Raw genomic sequence first — 19655 nt, 5'->3', positions numbered from 1 at the left:
CGGATTCTGTTCGTCGGTCGAGGGCTCATTGGTCGGGTTTAACGTGGTCATACAAACTCCCAAGAGTCTGGGTGTTGCAACGACCAGTAGAACCCAAGTCTATCCTGGGCCCACTTTCCGGGCCCGGGCCCGGATAGAACGAGCGGCGGGGCCGCGAGCCCGGTGCAGCGGAAGAGGCTACTTCTTCAGGGCTTTGATCACCCGGGCCAGGGCGCGGCCGGCGACGATGAGAAACGGCACCCCCACGGCGAGCAGCGCGATGACGTTGGGTTCGAAGCGGGCGGTCCCGCCCGACTTCACGTAGGCACCGATCGGCAGCGATACTCCGCCACCGCCACCGCCGGATCCGGCACCGCCTTCGCCGGCGTCACCGCCGCCGAAGCCGTAGTAACTGAGGGCCACCGGCACGAGGGTGACACCGTCGATTTGCACGGGATCGCCATAGGCCGACTTCACGCCGGCGGAACGGAAGGTATCTGCGAGTTTTTCCGGGAGGCTGGTCATTCCAACAGGTTAGCGCGACTCGTGTCCGAAGGGCGAGGCTTGAAGAACGAGGCCGGACGCACGGTTCCCGCCCCGAATCGTTCGGTGACCGAGTCGACGGCGAGTTCGGCACCCCGCCAGTCTTCGTCAGGATCCCACAGTCCTACCGACCCCGATGCCGTGCCAAGCTGCTCGGCGCGCACCCCGATCAGGCGTACCCGAATGCCCGACGCGGCCAGCAGGTCGAATGCGGCCACCGCTTCCTCGTAGATTCGGCGACCGACATTGCTCGGTTCGGCGAGGGTGCGCGATCGGGTGACCGTACTGAAGTCGGTGTAGCGCAGTTTGAGGGCCACCCGACGGGCCACCAGGTCGCCCCGCCGCAGCCGTGCGGCGACGAGGTCGCACTGTCGCAGCAGTTCGCTGCGCAACCGGTCGACATCCGTCACATCGTGTTCGAAGGTCACCTCGTGGCCGACGCTTTTCTCCTCCCGCTCGATCGTCACCGCGCGCGGGTCACGTCCCCAGGAGAGTTCGTACAGCTTCACACCGGATGCCTCCCCCAGCGTTTTCTTCAGCACGTCCAGTGGCGTGTGCGCGATATCGCCGATCCGTTTCAAGCCGAGGCGGGTCAGCATTTGCTCTGTTGCGGCCCCGACTCCCCAGAGGGCGGTCACCGGCAGCGGATGCAGGAACGCGATCGTCTCGTTGGCGGGAACCACCAGCAGGCCGTTCGGTTTAGCCAGACCGGAGGCCAGTTTGGCAACGAACTTGGTTGACGCCGCACCGACCGAACAGACCAGGCCGGTCTCGGCGAACACCCGGGCGCGGAGGAGTTCGCCGATCGCGGCCGGTGAGCCGAACAGATTGGTTGCCCCAGCCACGTCGAGAAAGGCTTCGTCGATGCCGAGCCGTTCGACCAGCGGGGTCACGTCGTCGAAGATGCTCATGACCCGGGCGGAGAAGTCCCGGTACAACCCCATGTGCGGCGCGAGCACGATCGCGTTCGGGCACTGCCGCAGCGCGAGCGCCATCGGCATGGCCGAGTTCACCCCGTAGCGCCGGGCGATGTAATTGGCCGCCGTGACGACCGAACGATTGCCGCGATGACCGACGATCACCGGCTGGTCGATGAACTCCGGGTGCGAAAGCAGTTCGACCGAGACGAAGAAGGCGTCGAGGTCGACGTGCAGCACGGTGGCCGAACGGTCATCGACGCCATCCGCCGATACCTGCCGCCCGCTGCCGTCCTGTCTGCCCACCGAAAAACCCTAACCTGATCCGGCCCGTCCCTGCTACAACCCACAGGCCCGCCTCGTCCTCGACCTCACCCCGACCCGGCTCCCCGTGGCTAAATCAGGAAATCCGTGGTGGTCTGGCAGTCCGTGCCCCGGAAATACCGGTCCCCTAAGGGCTCGTGGTTCGCATTTCCTGAATTAGCCCCAGGTGGCACCCGGCCGCACGGCAAACTCCCCCATTTTCGTGCGCATGGGCCAGCAGAAAGCTAGCGCACGACCTTCTCGGCGCCGGCGATGCGCTGCGCGAAATAGATGGGAATGATCGACACCAGCACGAGCACCACCGCGATGACGTTGACCACCGGCGCCTGGTTGGGCCGGAACAGGTTGTCCAAAATCCACAGGGGCAGGGTCTTGACGCTGGATCCGGCGGTGAATGTCGTCACGATGATCTCGTCGAAGCTCAGAGCAAAGGCGAGCAGGCCGCCGGCAAACAGCGCCGACCGCAATTGGGGAAACGTGACGAGGCGAAACGTCGTCCAGATGCCCGCGCCGAGGTCGGAGGAGGCCTCTTCGAGGCTCGTGCCGAGACGCCGCAGCCGGGCGATCACGTTATTGAACACGGTCACGATGCAGAACGTGGCGTGAGCGATGATGAGCGTCAGAATGGACAGCTGCACACCGAGACCGGTACGAAAGGCATTGTTCAGCGCGATGCCGGTGACGATGCCGGGCAGGGCGATGGGCAGGATGACCAGCAGGCTGATGGCGTCCCGGCCGAAGAATTCGAAGCGTTGCAGCCCGATCGAGATCAGCGTGCCGAGTACGAGAGCGATGGCCGTTGAAGCGAGCGCCACCTGCAGACTGGTCAGCACCGCGTCGAGGGCTCCGTCGCTCTGAAATGCCTTCGCCCACCATTTCACGGTGAAGCCCGGCGGCGGCCACGTGAGATTCTGGCTGGTGCTGAACGAGTTCACGAACACCACGAGCAGCGGCAGGTAGATGAGGGCCAGAACCACGGCAGTGATGGCCGCGAGCAGGCCGCGAGCCGGTCGGCTCAAACGCATGACAGGCTCCTAGAGGTTATTGAGCGCACCCGTGCGCCGCACCGCGGCGAGGTAGGCGAAGATGATCAGAATGGGGATGAGCGCGATCGCCGCCGCGAGCGGCAGGTTGTTGGCCGCCCCGACATTGCTATAAACGAGATTGCCGAGCATCTGGTTGGCCCCGCCGACGATATTGACGGTGATGTAATCACCAAGCGACAGGGAAAAGCTGAAGATCGACCCGGCGATGATCGCCGGCCAGATCATCGGCAGCACGACCAGCCGCAGTGTCGACCAGGTGCCGCCACCGAGATCAGCGGATGCCTCCAGCAGCGAATCCGGCACCCGCTCCAGGCCGGCGTAGATCGGCAGGATGACATACGGCAGCCACAGGTAGGACAGGGTGATGATCGTCGCCGGCAGGCCGTAACCGGGGCTGTGCCCGCCGAACGGTGCGACGAGCCATTCGAATATACCGCCCTGGGACAGCACCGAACGCCAGGCGTAGGCCTTCACGAGGTAGCTCGCCCAGAGCGGCATCAGGATAGCGATCACGAGGATGCGCTGAGCCCTGGGGCTCGCAACCTTCGCCATGTAGAACGCGATCGGCAACGCGATCACGATGTCGATGATGGTGACCAGCAGCGCAACGCCCACCGTGCGCAGCGTCACGGTTTGGTAGAGCGATCCGGTGAGCACCGCCACGATATTATCGAGGGTCCAGGTGTGGGAGATCTGCCCGGTGAACGAATCGACCGTCCACAGGGCGGTGATCAGCAGCGCGGCCAGCGCCGCGATGTACACCAGGCCGAGCCAGAACAGGGGCGCACCGAGCAGCAGCGACAGCCGCACGCGCGGGTGCCGGCTGAGAAAAACCGAGCCCCGCCGGGCGATGCTGCCCCGTTGCGGCGGCAGCACCGCCCGGCGAGTGGGTGGCGCGGAAGCGTCAACCGTCATGGTTATTCCTTCTGTCTGACTCGATCAGGCGGACTAACCTTTGATTTCCTGCCAGGCCGTGGTCCAATCGGAGTAGTCGGTGCACTTGACGTCGGTGCGCCCGTCGAGGCACTCGGCGATCGGTGTCGACCAGTACCAGATCTGGGCGGCGTACTCGGCATCGCCGGCGTGGAAGACCGCGCAGTGATCCGGGTTGACCGTGAAGTCGCAGGCTCCGGCGTTGGACGGCGCTTCACCGAAGTACTCGGTGGCCTGTGCGTTCGCTTCGGGGCTCGCGATGTAGTCGAGCCAGGCGTATGCACAGTTCGGGCTCTTCGCCTTGGCGGCGATCATCCAGGTGTCCGACCAGCCGGTCGCGCCCTCTTCCGGCAGCACGACCTCGGCCGGGGTACCCTCGGCAAGCGAGTTGTGGATGACCTGCCAGGTGGTGCCGACCACGGTGTCACCGGTTTCGAAGGCCTGCACCTCCTTGAGGTAGTCCGACCAGTATTCTCCGATGTTCTCGCGCTGGTCCTTGAAGAGTTGAACGGATGCCGCGAGCTGCGTTTCGTCGAGCGCATACGGGTTCGTGATGCCCAATTCCGGCTGGTGTGCCATGAGGTAGACCGCCGCATCCGCCAGCGAAATCGGCGAATCGTAGGCAGTCACCGCACCCTTGTAGGCGGACGACTTATCGAAGACGACGTCCCACGAGGTCGGTGCTGGGGTGACGACTTCCGTGTTGTACATGAGCAGGTTGGCGCCGTAGCCGTGCGGAATTCCGTAGGAGACGCCGTCGACGCTGTTCCAGGACTGCATCTTCAGAAAGTCGAAGATGCCGTCGTAGTTGGGAATGAGGTCGGTGTTGACCGGCGCGACGTCGCCGGCGGCGACGAGCCGCAGCGAGGCGTCACCGGAGGCCGCGACGACGTCGTAGTCCCCGGTTTTCATGAGGCTGAACGCTTCGTCGGAGGTGCCGTAGGTTTTGCTGGTGACGGTGCAGCCGGTTTTCTCTTCGAAGGCGCTGACCCAGTCGACCGTCGGGTCGTTGCTTCCGTCTTCGACGTAGCCGGGCCAGGCCAGCAGCGAGACGCTGCCTTCCATCTCGCCGAGTTCGGTCTGCGCCTGGGTCGGTTCGGCACTGCCGCCGCCCTGGCTGGTTCCGCAGGCGGTGAGGAGCAGGGCTACCGAGACGATGGCGACGCCGGTGAGGGCGCCAGAGGCATAGCGTGCCGGGGTGCGTTTCATGACTTTTCTCCATTCGTGAATCAATTTGGGCATTCGTGAATCGATCAGGTGAGAGCGGGGGCAGTCAGGGTGACGATGTCGGAGTCGTTCCAGCCCACGGTCACCCGAGCGCCGCGTCCCTTGCTCGCCACGCGGTGGGCGTCGTTCTGTTCGAGCGCCACGACGCGTGTTCCGGCGTCGAGGTCGACGATGAGCTGGGTGCTGCTGCCCACATAGATAACCTCAGCGAGTACCCCGGCAGCGGTGCGATCGGCCACCAGAGGCAGGTTCTCGGTGGCGACGCTGATCTTCTCGGGGCGCACCGAGTGCACGCCGCCGCGGCCGAGGAGGGCCTGCGAGGTGCTGTCGTCGAAGATGTTCGAGGTACCCACGAAGGCGGCGACGAACGAAGAGGCCGGGCGCTCGTAGATCTCGGCCGGGGTGCCGAGCTGCACGATCCTGCCGTCGTTGAAGACCGCGATGCGGTCGCTGAGGGTGAGGGCTTCCTGCTGGTCGTGGGTGACGAAGATGAACGTGATGCCGAGGTTGCGCTGCAGTTCTTTGAGTTCCACCTGCATCTGCTCGCGCAGCTTCAGGTCGAGGGCACCGAGCGGTTCGTCGAGCAGCAACACCTTGGGCTGCACGACGGTGGCGCGGGCGAGGGCAACCCGCTGACGTTGCCCGCCGGAAAGCTGGCTGGGCTTGCGATCGGCGAATCCGCCCAGGCGCACGGTGTCGAGGGCCGCTCTGGCCTGCTCCTGCCTGGCGCGTTTGGCGACGCCGCGCACGCGCAGCCCGTAGGCGACGTTGTCGAGCACGCTCATGTGCGGAAACAGGGCGTAGTCCTGGAACACGGTGTTGACGTCGCGGTCGAAAGGTGCCCGGTCGGTGACGTCTCGGCCGAGCAGGGAGATCGTGCCGCTCGTGGGTTGTTCGAAGCCGGCGATGAGGCGCAACACCGTGGTCTTGCCCGAACCCGACGGCCCGAGCATCGAGAAGAATTCGCCCGGGGCGATGTCGAGGTCGACCTCGTCGACGGCAGTGACGCTGCCGAAGCTCTTGGTCAGTCCGGTCAAACGGATGGCGGGCTGCGCACCGGTCATACGATTTCCTCCGTCAGTCGCTGGCTCTCTGCTCACTCACCGGTAATCATATGGAGTTAGATGTCATGAAGGTACGCCGGGATGTTACGGTCGTGTCACAACCTGAAATGAGCAGCCCATGCCGCAGTCCATCCGCGCCGGATCGGGAACCCGCGCGGCCATTTTCGCTCCGCTGGATGGTGCCGGGCGCGCCGAACTGGTGTTGCAGCGCCTGACCGACGCCATTGTGCTCGGGGTGCTGCACGATGGCGAACGGCTGCCGAGCGAGGCCGAACTGGCCCGCCAGCTCGGCGTCGCCACGGTCACCGCCCGCGAAGCGCTCGAGATTCTGCGCCGCAACAACCTCGTGCACACCAAACGCGGTCGGGACGGCGGCAGCTTCGTCACCTTCACCGGCGGGGGCGCCACCGACCTGCAGGACGACCGCCTTCTGGCCTGGTCCCGGGTGCAGATGCGCGACCTGGGCGTGCACTATTCCGCAATAGCCGGCTTGGCCGCCGAACTCGCCGCCGACCGGGCGAGCGCCGCCGACATCTCCAACCTCGAGCACATCCTCGATCACACCGACGCCGGCACAGCGGATGCCGCGCGCCGCGGGCAGGGCACCTTCCGTCTCGAAGTGGCCGCGCTCAGCCAGTCCCCCCGGCTCGTGCGCGAAGAATTACGGCTGCAGGCCGAATTCGGCTCACTGCTCTGGCTCAGCCTGCGCGAACCCCTCCGACGGGAGCGCTGCAAAGCGGTGCAGCGCGAAACGGTCGCCGCCCTCGTCGCCGAGGACGGCGCCCGCGCCCGGCAGCTCACCGTCTCGCAGATCACCGAATCGATCGAGTGGCTGATCGAGGCGAAGGCAGTCTTGGAACAGAAAGGCAGGTCGACCATGACCGGCAGCACGTCCTCGCCAGTACCGACCGGGGCACCCGCATGACCATCGCGCCGGGGCATACGACGCCGCCCACCGACGCCTGCGTCGCGTCCATTGCCGACGTGTTCGACCCGGTCCTCTCCCGTCTGGAACAGTGGGCTGAGCTGGTCGAGCGCTCTGCCGCCCGGCCCGGTCGTGTTCTCGACCGGGCCGAACTCGACCTCCTGGTCGAAAAGCTTGTGCGCGCCGAGTTCGATGACTCAAACGGATGCGTGATCGGGGCCGGCTTCGTCTCCGCCCCAAACTTTATGGGCTGGCATTTGGCCTGGTGGCTGGGCGGGAAGAACGCGGCGTCGCGGGGGCTGCCGGCCGCCGGCATCCGTCATCTGGAAACGGTCGAAGACCCGCTCGAGGAAAGTTTTCGGGACTATACCGCGCTGGAGTGGTGGCGGGTTCCGGCCCGCACCGGTCGCCGACACATCACCGGGCCCTATGTGGACTACTTGTGCACCGACGAGTACACGTTGACGCTCACGCTGCCGGTCTACCGCGGCGGCTCCGAGCTGATCGGAGTCGTCGGTATCGACCTGTCGGTCGATCAGATCGAACGCGATCTGGTACCGCGCCTGGATGCCGGTGGCGTCGCGGTGACGATCATCAACGCGAGCGGTCGGGTGGTTGTCTCGACCGACGCCCACCTCGCGACCGGGGCGCTGTTACGTTTGCCGGGACTGACCGAGCTTTTGGCCGACCGCACGCTGCCGACGACAACACTCGGACGAGGCAACGCACACTCGTTCCAGTGGTGCGGCCGCACCGGACTCGCGGTCGTCGCCGGCCCGGCACCGGGGTAGCCGGCCGAACTAGCCCAGCGTGGTGCCGAAGACCAGCCCGAGCAGATAGGTGACCGCGGCCGCGCCGAGGCCGATCACGAGCTGCCGCAGCGCGCGCTTGAGCGGTGGACCACCCGAGAGCAAGCCGACGACGGCGCCGGTGGCGAGCAGAGCCATGCCGACCAGGACCGTCGCGAGGATTATGGCCGCGTCGCCGCTCATGCCGAACAGGTACGGCAGCACCGGCAGCAGTGCGCCGGAGGCGAAGAAACAGAAGCTCGACAGGGCGGCCCCGGTTCCCGTACCAATGGCCTCGTGTTCGTCAGGCTCCGGCGCCTGCTTGCTGACCGCGTCGATCGGGCCCGTCGCGGCGTAGGCGGTCGCGAGCACGCCGCGGGCGTAGGTCTCGGCTTCGGCCTCTGACATGCCGCGGGCCCGGTACACGAGGGTCAGCTCGTTGGCGGCGAGGTCGAGGTGCGAGAGCACGCTCTTGGCCGGTGCCGCGGGGGTGGACGCTTCGAGTAGTTCCCGCTGGGACCGCACCGAGACGTACTCGCCGGCGCCCATCGAGAGCGCCCCGGCCAGCAGCCCGGCGATGCCGGTGAACAGGATCGTCGCGGGCGACACCCCGGTCGCGCCGATCCCCAGCACGAGCGCGAGGTTGCTGACCAGGCCGTCGTTGACGCCGAACACGGCGGCACGAAACGTGCCGGACAGGCGTTTGCGGCCGCGCGCGGCGAGTCCGCGCACGACCTCCTCGTGCACGGTCTCGTCGGCGGCCATGGCGTTCGTCGCGTCGGCGTCGGCGTCGTAGGGCGAGCGCCCTTCGGCGCGCTGGGCGAGCGCGAGTACGAAGACCGAACCGAACCGGCGGGCGAGCAGCCCGAGAAACCGGGTGCGCAGAGCGCCACGCCGGGGCGCGCCGAGATTGGGGCCGAGCAGTTGCCGCCAGTGTTCCTCGTGACGGCCCTCAGCGTCGGCGAGGGCGAGCAGAATCTGACGTTCCTCACCACCCCGCCGGTTGGCGAGGTCACGGTACACCGCAGCCTCGGCCTGTTCGTCAGCCAGGTACTGCCGCCACCGACGGATGTCCCTGGCCGACGGTTCCCGCCCGTCCCGCTCCATACCGCTCACGCCTCCGGCGCCGCTTCCAGGAAGCTCTGCGGGATCCGCGCGGAATCGTGCGGGCCCGAACCGTCGAGGCCGAAGAAGGGTTCCTCGAAGCGCACGACCCAGAACTTTTCCCGCACCACGGTCGGCGCGTAGAGGCCGGCTCCCTCCGACTCCCCCGCTGCCACGATCACGCCGATCGGGTCGTCGATGAGAGAGTCGGGAAACCGGGTACGGTCAAGGTGAACGACGACCTGCACGCCAACACCGAAAGCCTGAAGCGTCACCGGCTACTCGATTGTGGCGGCGCGTTCGAGCACGAGTTCGCGCACGCGTGCGGCATCCGCTTGCCCACGCATGGCCTTCATGACCGCGCCGATGACGGCGCCGGCGGCCTGCACCTTGCCATCGCGAATCTTGGCGAGCACGTCGGGCTGGCCGAGCAGGGCAGCGTCGATGGCCGCGACGAGCGGGCCGTCGTCGGAGACCACGGCGAGGCCGCGACTGTCGACGACTTGGGTCGGGGTCCCTTCCCCGGCGATGACCCCCTCGAGCACCTGACGGGCCAGGCGGTCGGTGAGGGTTCCCGCCTCAACCAGTTCGATCAGCGCGGCGAGCTGCACCGGAGTCACGAGCGTGTCAGCGGCGACGCCGGCCACGTTGGCGAGTCGGGCGATTTCCCCGGTCCACCACTTACGTGCGGCCTGAGCGGATGCCCCGGCAGCGACGGTCGCTTCGACAGCGTCGAGCAGGTCGGAGTTGACGACGTCCTGGAACTCGAGGTTCACAAAACCCCAGGCGGCTTGCAGGCGCTTTCGTCTGGCCGCGGGCGGCTCGGGCAGGGTTAGGCGCAGTTCTTCAACCCATTCCCGCGACGGCGCCATCGGCAGCAGGTCGGGCTCGGGGAAGTAGCGGTAGTCGTCGGCGTCGCTCTTGGGACGACCAGCGCTCGTGCGACCGGTGTCTTCGTGCCAGTGCCGGGTCTCCTGGGTGATGGTGCCGCCGGCATGAAGCACGGCCGCCTGGCGCTGGATCTCGTAGCGCACCGCACGTTCAACGCTGCGCAGCGAGTTGACGTTCTTGGTCTCCGTGCGGGTGCCGAGCACGTTCGAGCCGCGCGGGCGCAGGGACACGTTTGCGTCGCAGCGCACGTTGCCCTCTTCCATGCGGGCGTTGGAGACGCCGAGCGCCTTGGCGATCTCTCGAATGGCCGCGACGTAGGTCTTGCCGATCTCGGGGGCGTCGTGTTCGGCTCCCTCGATCATCTGGGTGACGATCTCGACCAGCGGAACACCGCCGCGGTTGTAGTCGACGAGCGAGTAGTCGGCGCCCTGGATGCGTCCTGTGGCGCCGCCCATGTGGGTGAGCTTGCCGGCGTCGTCTTCCATGTGGGCGCGTTCGATCTCGACGGTGACCAGGCGGCCGCTTTCGAGTTCGATCGTGATGGATCCGTCGTGGCAGATCGGGTCGTCGTACTGGCTGGTCTGAAAGTTCTTCGCCGTGTCGGGGTAGAAGTAGTTCTTGCGGGCGAACCGGGAGTGCTCTGTAATCTCACACCCCAAAGCCAGCCCCAAACGGATGCTGGATTCGATCGCCTTCTTGTTCACCTGCGGCAGACCGCCGGGCAGACCCAGGCAGGTCGGGCAGGTGTTCGTGTTGGCGCCGGAGCCGAACTCGTTGGCGCAGCCGCAGAACATTTTGGTCTTGGTGTTCAGCTCGACATGCACCTCGAACCCGAGCACCGGCTCGAACAGTTCGAGTGCTTTGTCGTAGTCCATCAATTCTGACCTGGGCATCAGACGGCTCCCTCTTCGCTGGCAAACATTTCGGTCGGGGTCAGGGCTGGAGCCTGGCTGAGCATGGTGTGCCCCCAGCTCGCTTCGAGCAGCTGCTCGATCGCGGCACCGACGGTGTAAAGGCGGGCATCCGCTTTGGCGGGTGCCATGATCTGCAGGCCAACCGGCAGGCCGTCTTCGGGTGCCAGCCCGATCGGGATACTCATGCCGGGCACACCGGCGAGGTTGGCCGGGATGGTGGTGACGTCGTTGATGTACATGGCCATCGGGTCGGCAAGCTTTTCACCGAACTTGAACGCGGTGGTCGGGGCGCTCGGCGAGACGAGTACGTCGACCTGGCTGAACGCGGCGGCGAAGTCGCGCTGGATGAGGGTGCGCACCTTCTGCGCGCTGCCGTAGTAGGCGTCGTAGTAACCGGCGCTCAGGGCGTAGGTGCCGAGGATGATGCGTCGCTTGACCTCGGCGCCAAAACCGGCCTCACGGGTGGCGCTCATCACGTGCTCGCTCGTGAGCGAGCCGCTCTCCGGGTTGACCCGGATACCGAAACGCACGGAGTCGAAGCGGGCCAGGTTGCTCGACGCTTCGGCCGGCAGAATCAGGTAGTAGGCCGCGACGGCGTACTCGAAGTTCGGGGCGGAGACCTCGGTGATCTCAGCGCCGGCGGCAACGAGCAGCGCAAGCGTTTCGTTGAAGCGCTGCGTGACGCCGGCCTGGAATCCGTCGCCGGAGAGTTCCTTGATGACACCGACGCGCACACCCCTGAGGGCATCGTCCTGGAGCCCGGCCGCGGCGGCGGCGGCCATCGAGGGCCAGCGCTCGGTCAGCGAGGTCGAATCGAGCGGGTCGTGCCCGCCGATGACGTCGTGCAGCAGAGCAGCGTCGTAGACCGTGCGGGAAACCGGGCCGACCTGGTCGAGGCTCGACGCGAGGGCGATCGCGCCGTAGCGGGAGACCCCGCCGTACGTGGGCTTGACGCCGACCGATCCGGTCACGGCGGCGGGCTGGCGGATGGATCCGCCGGTGTCGCTACCGAGGGCGAGCGGCGCCTGGAAGGAGGCGACGGCCGCGGCCGAGCCGCCGCCGGAGCCGCCGGGGATACGGTCGCGGTCCCAGGGATTGCGCGTAATTCCGTAGGCGGAGTGTTCGGTCGAGGAGCCCATGGCGAATTCGTCCATGTTGGTCTTGCCGAGCGGCACGAGGCCGGCCGCACGAAGGCGAGCGACGACGGTCGCGTCGTACGGTGGAACCCAGCCTTCGAGAATTCTCGACCCGGCGGTGGTGGGCATGTCCTGGGTCGCGAGCACGTCCTTGATCGCGATCGGAACTCCGGCGAGCGGGTTCAGTTCTTCGCCGGCGGCGCGTCGGGCGTCGATCTGTGCTGCCGTCGCGAGGGCGGCGTCGCCCGCGACGTGCAGGAACGCATGCAGGTCGGTGTCGACCGCCGTGATGTGGTCGAGGTGGGCGCGGGTCGCTTCGACCGCGCTGACCTCCCTGCTGATGAGCAGGTCACTGAGAGCGGCAGCGGAGAGCTTGGTGAGATAGGTCATGTTTAATCCTCATCCAAAATGGCGGGCACGCGGAACTTGTCACCGGCACGGTCGGGAGCGCCGGACAAGGCCTGCTCGACTGTCAGGGACGGCACAACGACGTCCTCGCGGAACACGTTGGTCAGCGGCATCGGGTGGCTCGTGGCCGGGGTGTCGGCGGTGGCGACCTCGGAGACCTTGGCGATCGAGTCGACAATCTGACCGAGGTCGTGGGTGAGATTGGTGATCTCGAGGGGGCTGAGGTCGATCCGGGCAAGGTAAGCCAAATGGGCAACCTGCTCGGCCGTGATTTCAGACATGGTGCTCCGATACGCATTGGGGTGGATTCTTCAATCCTATTCGCCAGCCGCCGCGAGCCCGTTCCGCCGACCTCACCACGCAGAACCCGAGTGGATCCGTGCTTTCGATGCGGGATCTCCCGAGCCCTGAACCGGGCTCGGGTCAGATGAAGATCCGTGTGCGGACTGCGTCGGTGAACCGTGCCGACCTCATACTGAGTGTCGAGGATACGGTAGGCCAGACCGTCTGGAATGCACACGATGAAAGGACAACGCATGCGAGAGACCGATTTTTTCGACGGCGCTAGGGTGCCCGTCATTGGCCAGGGAACCTGGCATCTCGGTGAGAACGCCGCGAAGCGAACAAACGAGGTGGCGGCCCTCCGGGCAGGGATCGACGCCGGCCTGACCGTGATCGACACCGCCGAAATGTATGGCGCCGGTGCCTCGGAAGAACTGGTCGGCGAAGCTATCCGAGGTCACCGCGATGAGGTCGTGCTGGTCAGCAAGGTCTACCCGCACAACGCGAGCCGCAGTGGCGTTGTCGCTGCCTGCGAGCGCAGTCTGCGCCGGCTTGGAACCGATCGACTGGATATCTATTTGCTGCATTGGTCCGGCAGTTTTCCACTATCCGAGACCGTCGAGGGGTTTGAAACCCTCCGTGCCGCTGGCAAGATTCGGCGGTGGGGGCTGTCTAATTTCGACCAGGAAGATCTGGGGCGAGCGCCAGACGGATGCGCCACCAATCAGGTGCTCTACAACCTCGGCAGTCGGGGCATCGAATTTGATCTGCTGCCCTGGCAACAACGCTTGGGCATGCCGCTGATGGCATATTCGCCACTCGGTCAGGGACCGGCCCTGCTTGAGCATCCGCTACTGACCGAAATCGGACAGCGGCACGGAGTGACGGGCGCCCAGATCGCGCTGGCCTGGGTCATTCGGCAACCGGGCGTCATAGCGATTCCCAAGGCATCGTCCGTGGAGCACGTGCATCAAAATGTCGGCGCTGCTGCGGTGGTGCTCGACGCCGAGGATTGCCTGTCGCTGGATAACGCATTTCCGGCGCCCCACGGCAAGCAACCGCTCGATATTCTGTGACGTCTTCTGTTGTTTCGTGACGAAGACCTGTTTTCCGCGACGACGATCCAGCCAACGCACTTCCGCCCACCCGTGCCAGAGCGAAACTGGCAGGAGAAATGTGATCATGATAGACCTGAGGTATGCACACTTTCCGTGCGGCCCGCGGCTGTTCGGACATTCAGACTCAGAACATCTCCGTAAGTGAAGACGGAACTTCTGTCTTCACCGTCACGAAATATGGGAGTGAAGAGAAATGAAAGCAGTCGTTTACAAAGGCCCCAACTCGGTCAGTGTTGAAGAGGTTCCGGACGCCAAGATCGAACGCCCCACCGACGTTCTGGTCCACATCACAGCTACAAATATTTGCGGTTCAGATTTGCACATGTACGAGGGACGAACCGATTTCGAGGCTGGACGCACGTTTGGTCACGAGAACATGGGCGAGGTCATCGAAGTCGGCAACGGCGTCGACGCCGTCAAGGTCGGCGATCGGGTCGTGCTGCCGTTTAATATCTCCTGCGGCTTCTGTAAGAATTGCGAACGCGGATTTACCAATTACTGTATGACTACTCAACCGGACCCGGTCGGCGCGGGCGCTGCCTACGGCTTCGCTGGCATGGGGCCGTACCCTGGTGGGCAGGCCGATATGTTGCGTGTGCCCTACGGCGACAACAATTGCCTACGCCTCGGTGAAGACGCCATAGAAAAGCAGAACGATTACGTGATGCTCTCGGACATCTTTCCTACGGGCTACCACGCCACCGAAATGGCCGGCGTGATCCCCGGCGACACGGTAGTGATTTATGGCGCGGGTCCGGTCGGGCTGATGGCCGCCCTGTCTGCGACGATCAAGGGCGCGAGTAAGGTCTGGGTGGTGGACCGACGCCCGGATCGGCTGGCCCTCGCCGAGCAGATCGGTGCGATCGCCGTGGATGATTCAAAGACAGACCCGGTTCAGTTCATCTTGGACCAGACGAAGGGTATCGGCGCGGACCGGGGTTGTGAATGCGTGGGCTATCAGGCCCACGACCCACAGGGCACCGAAGATCCCGCGATGACTCTGAATCGGCTGATTCAGTCCGTGCGCATTACCGGGGGCATTGGCGTTGTCGGCGTCTTTTTGCCGGCAGATCCCGGCGGCTTCGACACGAACGCCAAACAGGGCAAGCTTGCCATCGACTACGGCCTGCAGTGGCTCAAAGGCCAGAGTATGGGCAGCGGCCAATGCCCGGTGAAGAAATACAATCGGCAATTGCGCGACCTTATTGCCGTGGGCAAGGCCACGCCCTCATGGATCGTGTCCCACGAGGTCCCCCTCAGCGACGCCGCGGATGCCTACAAGAACTTCGGCGATCGCAACAAGGGGTGGACCAAGGTCATTCTCAAGCCCGAGTAGGCCGGACCGCGGCGCGATCACCGCCCGGACTCGACCGTTGAGGGAGTGAACTCACGAGGACGCGGGTGCCAAACCGGCCGGTCCACCCTCGAGTAAGGTTCGAAACTCGTCGGCATCGAGAATGCGGATGCCGAGGGTTTCGGCCTTGCCGAGCTTCGACCCGGCGCCCGGCCCTGCGGCCACGAAGTCGGTGTTCTTCGACACGCTCGACGCGCTCTTGCCGCCGGCGGCGATGATCGCCTCCTGGGCGCCCTCCCGGGTGAAGCCCTCGAGCGACCCGGTCGCCACGACGGTGAGCCCGGCGAGCACTCCCCCGGCGGCCTCGGCCGCGCCCGGACCGGGGTGGCCCGGCGTGGCGAACTGCACGCCGGCCGCGGCCCACTGGGTGACGATTTCGACGTGCCAGTCCACCAGGAACCAGTCGAGCACCGCGTCGGCGATGATGCCGCCGACGCCGTCGACCTCGGCGAGTTCCTCACGCGTGGCCGCCCGAATCGCCTCGAGCGAGCCGAAGTGGTTGGCCAGGGCGCGAGCGGCGACCGGACCGACGTGACGGATGTTGAGCGAGACCAGGATGCGCCAGAGCGGCTTGGTTTTGGCTTTCTCGATCTCGGCGAGTAATTTGAGGGCACTCGCCGAGGGCTGCAGACCGGTCAGCCCGGCTTTCTTCTCGGCGGGGTTCGGATTGCGGCTGAACGGCATGCGAATTTTCGCGACCCCGTCGTCGTCTTCCTTGGGCAGCCCGGTCTCGGCGTCGCGCACGATCACCTGAATGGGCAGCAGATCGGCCAGTTCGAGGTCGAACAGGCCGGCCTCGGTCGAAAGCGGTGGCACCTCGGGCACGGTCGGCTGGGTCAGCGCGGAGGCCGCGACCTCGCCGAGCACCTCAATGTCGAGGCCGCCGCGGCTGCCGATGTGTTCGACCCGGCCGCGCACCTGCGCGGGGCAACTGCGCGCGTTGGGGCAGCGCAGGTCGATGTCGCCCTCCTTGGCCGGAGCGAGCGGGGTGCCGCATTCCGGGCAGTTCAGGGGCATCACGAATTCCCGTTCGGTACCGTCGCGCAGTTCGACGACCGGGCCGAGCACCTCGGGAATGACGTCGCCGGCCTTGCGCAGCACGACCGTGTCGCCGATCAGCACACCCTTGGCCTTGACGACATCCTGGTTGTGCAGGGTGGCCTGGCGCACCTCGCTGCCGGCTACCAGCACCTTCTGCATGACGGCAAAGGGGGTGGCACGCCCGGTGCGGCCGACACTCACGACGATGTCGAGCAGTTTCGTATTGACCTGCTCCGGCGGGTACTTGTAGGCGATCGCCCAGCGCGGCGCCCGGTTGGTGGCGCCGAGTTCGGCGTGCAGGGCGAGCTCGTCGATCTTGATCACGATGCCGTCGAGTTCGTGCACGACACTGCCGCGGTGCGCTCCGTAGTACTCGATGAACTCCGCAGCCTCGGCGATCGAGGGGACCACTTTGAAGTAGCTGCTGGTCGGCAGGCCCCAGCCAGCCAGCAGGCCGTACACCTCGGACTGGGTCTGAACGGGCGGCTTCTCCCAAGCGCCGATGCCGTGCACGAGCATGCGCAGACGATTCAGGCGAGCCTTCATCAGACGCAGCTGGTCGGCGTTCTTGCCGGCGGCTTTCTGCCGCAGCGACCCGGCCGCCGCGTTGCGGGCGTTCGCGAAGACGCGCTCGCCGGCTGCGGATTGCGCGGCGTTCAGGTCGTCGAAGGCGGCCGTGGGAAAGAACACCTCACCGCGCACCTCCATCAGCGGCGGATGCCCGGTGCCGGCCAGACGCGACGGGATGCCGGGCACGAGGTCGATGTTCTCGGTGACGTCTTCGCCGACGACTCCGTCACCGCGGGTCGCCGCTGAGACCAGCACACCATTGGCGTAGCGCAGATTGATGGCGAGGCCGTCTATCTTGAGCTCGCACAGGAAATGCACCGCGCGGCCGGAGTTCTCGGCGGCTTTACCGGCCCAGACCTCGAACTCGTCGAGCGAGAACACGTTGTCGAGGCTGAGCATCCGTTCGGCGTGGGTGACCGGGTCGAACAGGGTGACCTCGGCGCGCCCGCCGACGGTCTGGGTGGGGCTGTCCTGGCTTTGCAGTTCGGGGTAGAGCCGCTCGAGTTCGCCGAGGCGCTGCACCAGCAGGTCGTATTCGGCGTCGGAGATGACGACCGTATCCTGCCCGTAGTAGGCGTCCCGGGCGGCAAGCACACGCGTGGTGATGTCGGCCGCCTCGGCGGCGGCCACGCTCAGCGCGTCGGGGGTGGTCTCGGCGACGGACTCAGGCATTGACCGGGACGGGGCTGGCCGAAGCGATCATTTCAGGGGTGGAAACAGGAACGGCGCTGACCGTGCGGTCGATGGTGCACTGGCCGAGCACCCGGGTACCGACGTAGACGACGGCGGTCTGGCCGGGGGCGACGCCATTGAGCGGCTCGGCGGGGATGATGCGCAGTTCGACGGTGCCGTCGATGCCGGTGACCGCGGTCGTGGAGACGACCTGGGCCACGGCCGGCACCGGGTCGGCGTGGGCGCGAATCTGCACGTGGCAGGCGAATTCCACCTCGGGGTGCTCGGGGGCGAGCCCGGCCCAGGTGTATTTGTTGCCGGCGATCTCCTTGATGGCGAGCGCCTCCTTGGGGCCGACGACGACCGTATTGCTGATCGGGCGCACCTCGAGCACGAAGCGCGGCTTGCCGTCGGCGGCGGGGGTGCCGATCGACAGGCCCTTGCGCTGGCCCACGGTGAACGCGACGGCGCCGTCGTGTTGGCCGAGCGTGTTGCCCTCCCGGTCGAGGATGTCGCCGGTCACCGGGGGGACCCGTTCGCCGAGCCAGCCCTTGGTGTCGCCGTCGGGAATGAAGCAGATGTCGTAGGAGTCCGGCTTGTTCGCCACCGAGAAGCCGCGTTCGGCGGCTTCTTTCCGCACCTCGGCCTTGGTCGGCGTGGCACCGAGCGGAAACATGGAGTGGTTGATCTGGTCGGCGGTGAGCACGCCGAGCACGTAGGACTGGTCCTTCGCCCAGGCGGCTGCGCGGTGCAGCTGCTTGTTGCCGTCGGCATCCGTCAGAATGCTCGCGTAGTGGCCGGTGCAGACGGCGTCGAAGCCGAGGGCCATGGCCTTTTCGAGCAAGGCGGCGAACTTGATCTTCTCGTTGCAGCGCATGCACGGGTTCGGGGTGCGGCCGGCCGCATATTCGGCGATGAAATCGTCGACGACGTCGAGCTTGAACCGTTCGGAGAAATCCCAGACATAGTAGGGAATGCCCATGATGTTGGCGGCGCGCTGGGCATCCATCGAGTCTTCGACGGTGCAGCAGCCGCGGCTGCCGGTGCGCAGTGTGCCCGGCATGCGGCTCAGTGCGAGATGAACGCCGACCACCTCGTGTCCAGCTTCGACCGCACGCGCGGCTGCGACGGCGGAATCAACACCGCCACTCATTGCTGCTAAAACCTTCACCCAACGAGTGTACGCGGAGTGCCTGTTTGAACAAACGTCAGTGCCCGGGCACCCGATCGGCCATGCCGGCGGCGAGCGCCTGCGCGTGCGCGGCGGGCAGAGCCGTGAGCAGCGCGTCGACGTCGGCGTCGGTCGACGAGTGGCCGAGCGTGATGCGCAGGGCGCCATGGGACTCAGCTTCGCTGCGTCCCATGGCCCGCAGCACGTGCGAGGGCTCCGGCACGCCGGCCTGGCAGGCCGACCCGGTCGACACCGACACCCCGGCGGCGTCGAGCAAAAACAGCAGCGAGTCCCCCTCGCAGCCGGCAAAGCTGAAGTGGGCGTTTCCGGGCAGCCGGTGCACAGGGTCGCCGTTGAGAACCGCACCGGGAGCCAGCCGGGCCACCCCGGCGATCACCCGGTCGCGCAGCGCGGCCAGGCGTGCGCTTTCGCCGCCACCTTGACCCGCCAGCTGTTCAACCGACAGAGCGGATGCCGCCACCGCGAACGAGACCGCCCCCGCGACGTCTTGGGTTCCGCTGCGCACCTTGCGCTGCTGCCCACCGCCGTGGATGAGCGGTTCGACCGTGGTAGCGCGGCCGAGTACGAGGGCGCCGATACCGACCGGGCCGCCGACCTTGTGCGCCGAGACGCTCAACGCCGACACTCCGGCCACGGCAAGCGTGCGAAAGTCCACCGGAATGTAGCCGTACGCCGCGACGGCGTCGACGTGCACCGGAATTCCCTGGGCCGCGGCGAGCGCCGCCACCTCCGCGACCGGCTCGATGGTGCCGACCTCATTGTTGGCCATGATCAGGCTCACGAGCGCCACATCGAGGGGGTCACGCGCGATGGCAGCCGCGAGCGCGCCGAGATCGATGTGCCCCTGATCGTCGAGCGGGATCCATTCCACGGTCGCGCCGTCGTGCTCGGCGAGCCACTCGACGGTGTCGAGGGTCGCGTGGTGTTCGCCGCCCGGCACCAAAATGCGCCGGCGCGGGGCGCGCGCCCAGTACAGGCCCTTGATGCCGAGGTTGATGGCCTCGGTACCGCTTCCGGTGAAGATCACCTCGATCGGGTCGCAGGCAAGGCTCGCCGCCACGATTTCCCGTGACTCTTCGAGCATCCGTTTCGCATTTTGGCCCTGGCTGTGCACCGAGGCGGGGTTGCCGACGACGCCCATCGCTTCGGCATAGGCGGCAATAGCGGCGGGAAGCATGGGCGTGGTCGCCGCATGGTCCAAATAGACAACCATGGCCCTATTTTACG

General features: G+C 66.3%; 18 protein-coding genes. 4 read left to right on the top strand and 14 right to left on the bottom strand.

Annotated elements, in window-relative coordinates:
• Window positions 1–177: 177 nt before the first annotated feature.
• The 6 genes from E3O25_RS11645 to E3O25_RS11620 all read right to left on the bottom strand — a co-directional run bounded on the left by E3O25_RS11645 (window position 178) and on the right by E3O25_RS11620 (window position 6033).
• Window positions 178–504, bottom strand: a complete 327-nt coding sequence (locus E3O25_RS11645; protein WP_092108766.1) for a hypothetical protein — start codon at window positions 502–504, stop codon at window positions 178–180.
• Entirely contained in the window at window positions 501–1745 is a 1245-nt protein-coding gene (gene dinB / locus E3O25_RS11640; protein WP_092108768.1) for a DNA polymerase IV, read from the bottom strand. Before dinB ends, E3O25_RS11645 begins: the two co-directional genes overlap by 4 nt.
• A 242-nt stretch (window positions 1746–1987) precedes the next feature.
• Window positions 1988–2788 (bottom strand): ABC transporter permease, encoded by an 801-nt coding sequence (locus tag E3O25_RS11635; protein ID WP_134361207.1) that lies wholly within the window; start codon window positions 2786–2788, stop codon window positions 1988–1990.
• A gap of 9 nt (window positions 2789–2797) precedes the next feature.
• On the bottom strand, window positions 2798–3724 hold the full coding sequence (locus E3O25_RS11630; RefSeq protein WP_092108772.1) for an ABC transporter permease: 927 nt from the start codon (window positions 3722–3724) through the stop codon (window positions 2798–2800).
• Window positions 3725–3757: 33 nt separating this feature from the next.
• Window positions 3758–4951, bottom strand: coding sequence for an ABC transporter substrate-binding protein (locus E3O25_RS11625; protein ID WP_092108774.1), 1194 nt, complete (start codon window positions 4949–4951; stop codon window positions 3758–3760).
• A gap of 44 nt (window positions 4952–4995) precedes the next feature.
• Complete coding sequence (locus tag E3O25_RS11620) at window positions 4996–6033, bottom strand: ABC transporter ATP-binding protein (protein ID WP_134361206.1); 1038 nt, start codon at window positions 6031–6033, stop codon at window positions 4996–4998.
• Window positions 6034–6151: 118 nt separating this feature from the next.
• Between E3O25_RS11620 and E3O25_RS11615 the strand changes: the two genes are divergently transcribed.
• Together E3O25_RS11615 and E3O25_RS11610 are read left to right on the top strand one after the other, a co-directional pair.
• Window positions 6152–6958 carry a FadR/GntR family transcriptional regulator gene (locus E3O25_RS11615; protein WP_134361205.1) on the top strand — a complete coding sequence of 269 codons (807 nt, stop codon included), beginning with the start codon at window positions 6152–6154 and terminating at the stop codon, window positions 6956–6958.
• Window positions 6955–7749 carry a cache domain-containing protein gene (locus E3O25_RS11610; protein WP_134361204.1) on the top strand — a complete coding sequence of 265 codons (795 nt, stop codon included), beginning with the start codon at window positions 6955–6957 and terminating at the stop codon, window positions 7747–7749. The genes E3O25_RS11615 and E3O25_RS11610 overlap by 4 nt, the downstream gene beginning before the upstream one ends.
• Window positions 7750–7758: 9 nt before the next feature.
• On the opposite strand, the gene E3O25_RS11605 is transcribed toward E3O25_RS11610, so the two are convergent.
• The 5 genes from E3O25_RS11605 to gatC are packed head-to-tail and all read right to left on the bottom strand — an operon-like array spanning window position 7759 to window position 12480.
• Window positions 7759–8853 carry a VIT1/CCC1 transporter family protein gene (locus E3O25_RS11605; RefSeq protein WP_092108782.1) on the bottom strand — a complete coding sequence of 365 codons (1095 nt, stop codon included), beginning with the start codon at window positions 8851–8853 and terminating at the stop codon, window positions 7759–7761.
• Between the two features lie 5 nt (window positions 8854–8858).
• Window positions 8859–9125, bottom strand: coding sequence for a hypothetical protein (locus E3O25_RS11600; RefSeq protein WP_092108784.1), 267 nt, complete (start codon window positions 9123–9125; stop codon window positions 8859–8861).
• Window positions 9126–9128: 3 nt separating this feature from the next.
• Window positions 9129–10634 carry an Asp-tRNA(Asn)/Glu-tRNA(Gln) amidotransferase subunit GatB gene (gene gatB / locus E3O25_RS11595; RefSeq protein WP_134361203.1) on the bottom strand — a complete coding sequence of 502 codons (1506 nt, stop codon included), beginning with the start codon at window positions 10632–10634 and terminating at the stop codon, window positions 9129–9131.
• Window positions 10634–12181 (bottom strand): Asp-tRNA(Asn)/Glu-tRNA(Gln) amidotransferase subunit GatA, encoded by a 1548-nt coding sequence (gatA, locus tag E3O25_RS11590; RefSeq protein WP_134361202.1) that lies wholly within the window; start codon window positions 12179–12181, stop codon window positions 10634–10636. Before gatA ends, gatB begins: the two co-directional genes overlap by 1 nt.
• A gap of 2 nt (window positions 12182–12183) precedes the next feature.
• Window positions 12184–12480, bottom strand: coding sequence for an Asp-tRNA(Asn)/Glu-tRNA(Gln) amidotransferase subunit GatC (gatC, locus tag E3O25_RS11585; RefSeq protein WP_134361201.1), 297 nt, complete (start codon window positions 12478–12480; stop codon window positions 12184–12186).
• Window positions 12481–12735: 255 nt separating this feature from the next.
• On the opposite strand from gatC, the gene E3O25_RS11580 reads away from it, so the two are divergent.
• Together E3O25_RS11580 and E3O25_RS11575 are read left to right on the top strand one after the other, a co-directional pair.
• Window positions 12736–13557 carry an aldo/keto reductase gene (locus E3O25_RS11580; RefSeq protein WP_134361200.1) on the top strand — a complete coding sequence of 274 codons (822 nt, stop codon included), beginning with the start codon at window positions 12736–12738 and terminating at the stop codon, window positions 13555–13557.
• Between the two features lie 235 nt (window positions 13558–13792).
• Window positions 13793–14935, top strand: a complete 1143-nt coding sequence (locus tag E3O25_RS11575) for a glutathione-independent formaldehyde dehydrogenase (RefSeq protein ID WP_134361199.1) — start codon at window positions 13793–13795, stop codon at window positions 14933–14935.
• Between the two features lie 51 nt (window positions 14936–14986).
• On the opposite strand, the gene ligA is transcribed toward E3O25_RS11575, so the two are convergent.
• From ligA to E3O25_RS11560, 3 genes are read right to left on the bottom strand one after another with little or no spacing between them, the layout of a single operon-like run.
• Window positions 14987–17236 (bottom strand): NAD-dependent DNA ligase LigA, encoded by a 2250-nt coding sequence (gene ligA / locus E3O25_RS11570; protein ID WP_134361198.1) that lies wholly within the window; start codon window positions 17234–17236, stop codon window positions 14987–14989.
• A complete protein-coding gene (gene mnmA / locus E3O25_RS11565; protein WP_194085949.1) occupies window positions 17229–18407 on the bottom strand; it encodes a tRNA 2-thiouridine(34) synthase MnmA in 1179 nt (392 codons plus the stop codon). The genes ligA and mnmA overlap by 8 nt, the downstream gene beginning before the upstream one ends.
• Before the next feature lie 37 nt (window positions 18408–18444).
• Window positions 18445–19641: a cysteine desulfurase family protein gene (locus E3O25_RS11560; RefSeq protein WP_134361197.1), complete on the bottom strand. Its 1197-nt coding sequence runs from the start codon at window positions 19639–19641 to the stop codon at window positions 18445–18447.
• Window positions 19642–19655 lie beyond the last annotated feature (14 nt).

The sequence above is a fragment of the Cryobacterium sp. TMT1-3 genome, assembly GCF_004402315.1.
Lineage (GTDB): Bacteria > Actinomycetota > Actinomycetes > Actinomycetales > Microbacteriaceae > Cryobacterium > Cryobacterium luteum.
The sequence above is the reverse complement of the archived record's forward strand: the minus strand, read 5'-3'. Positions and strand labels throughout refer to the sequence as shown.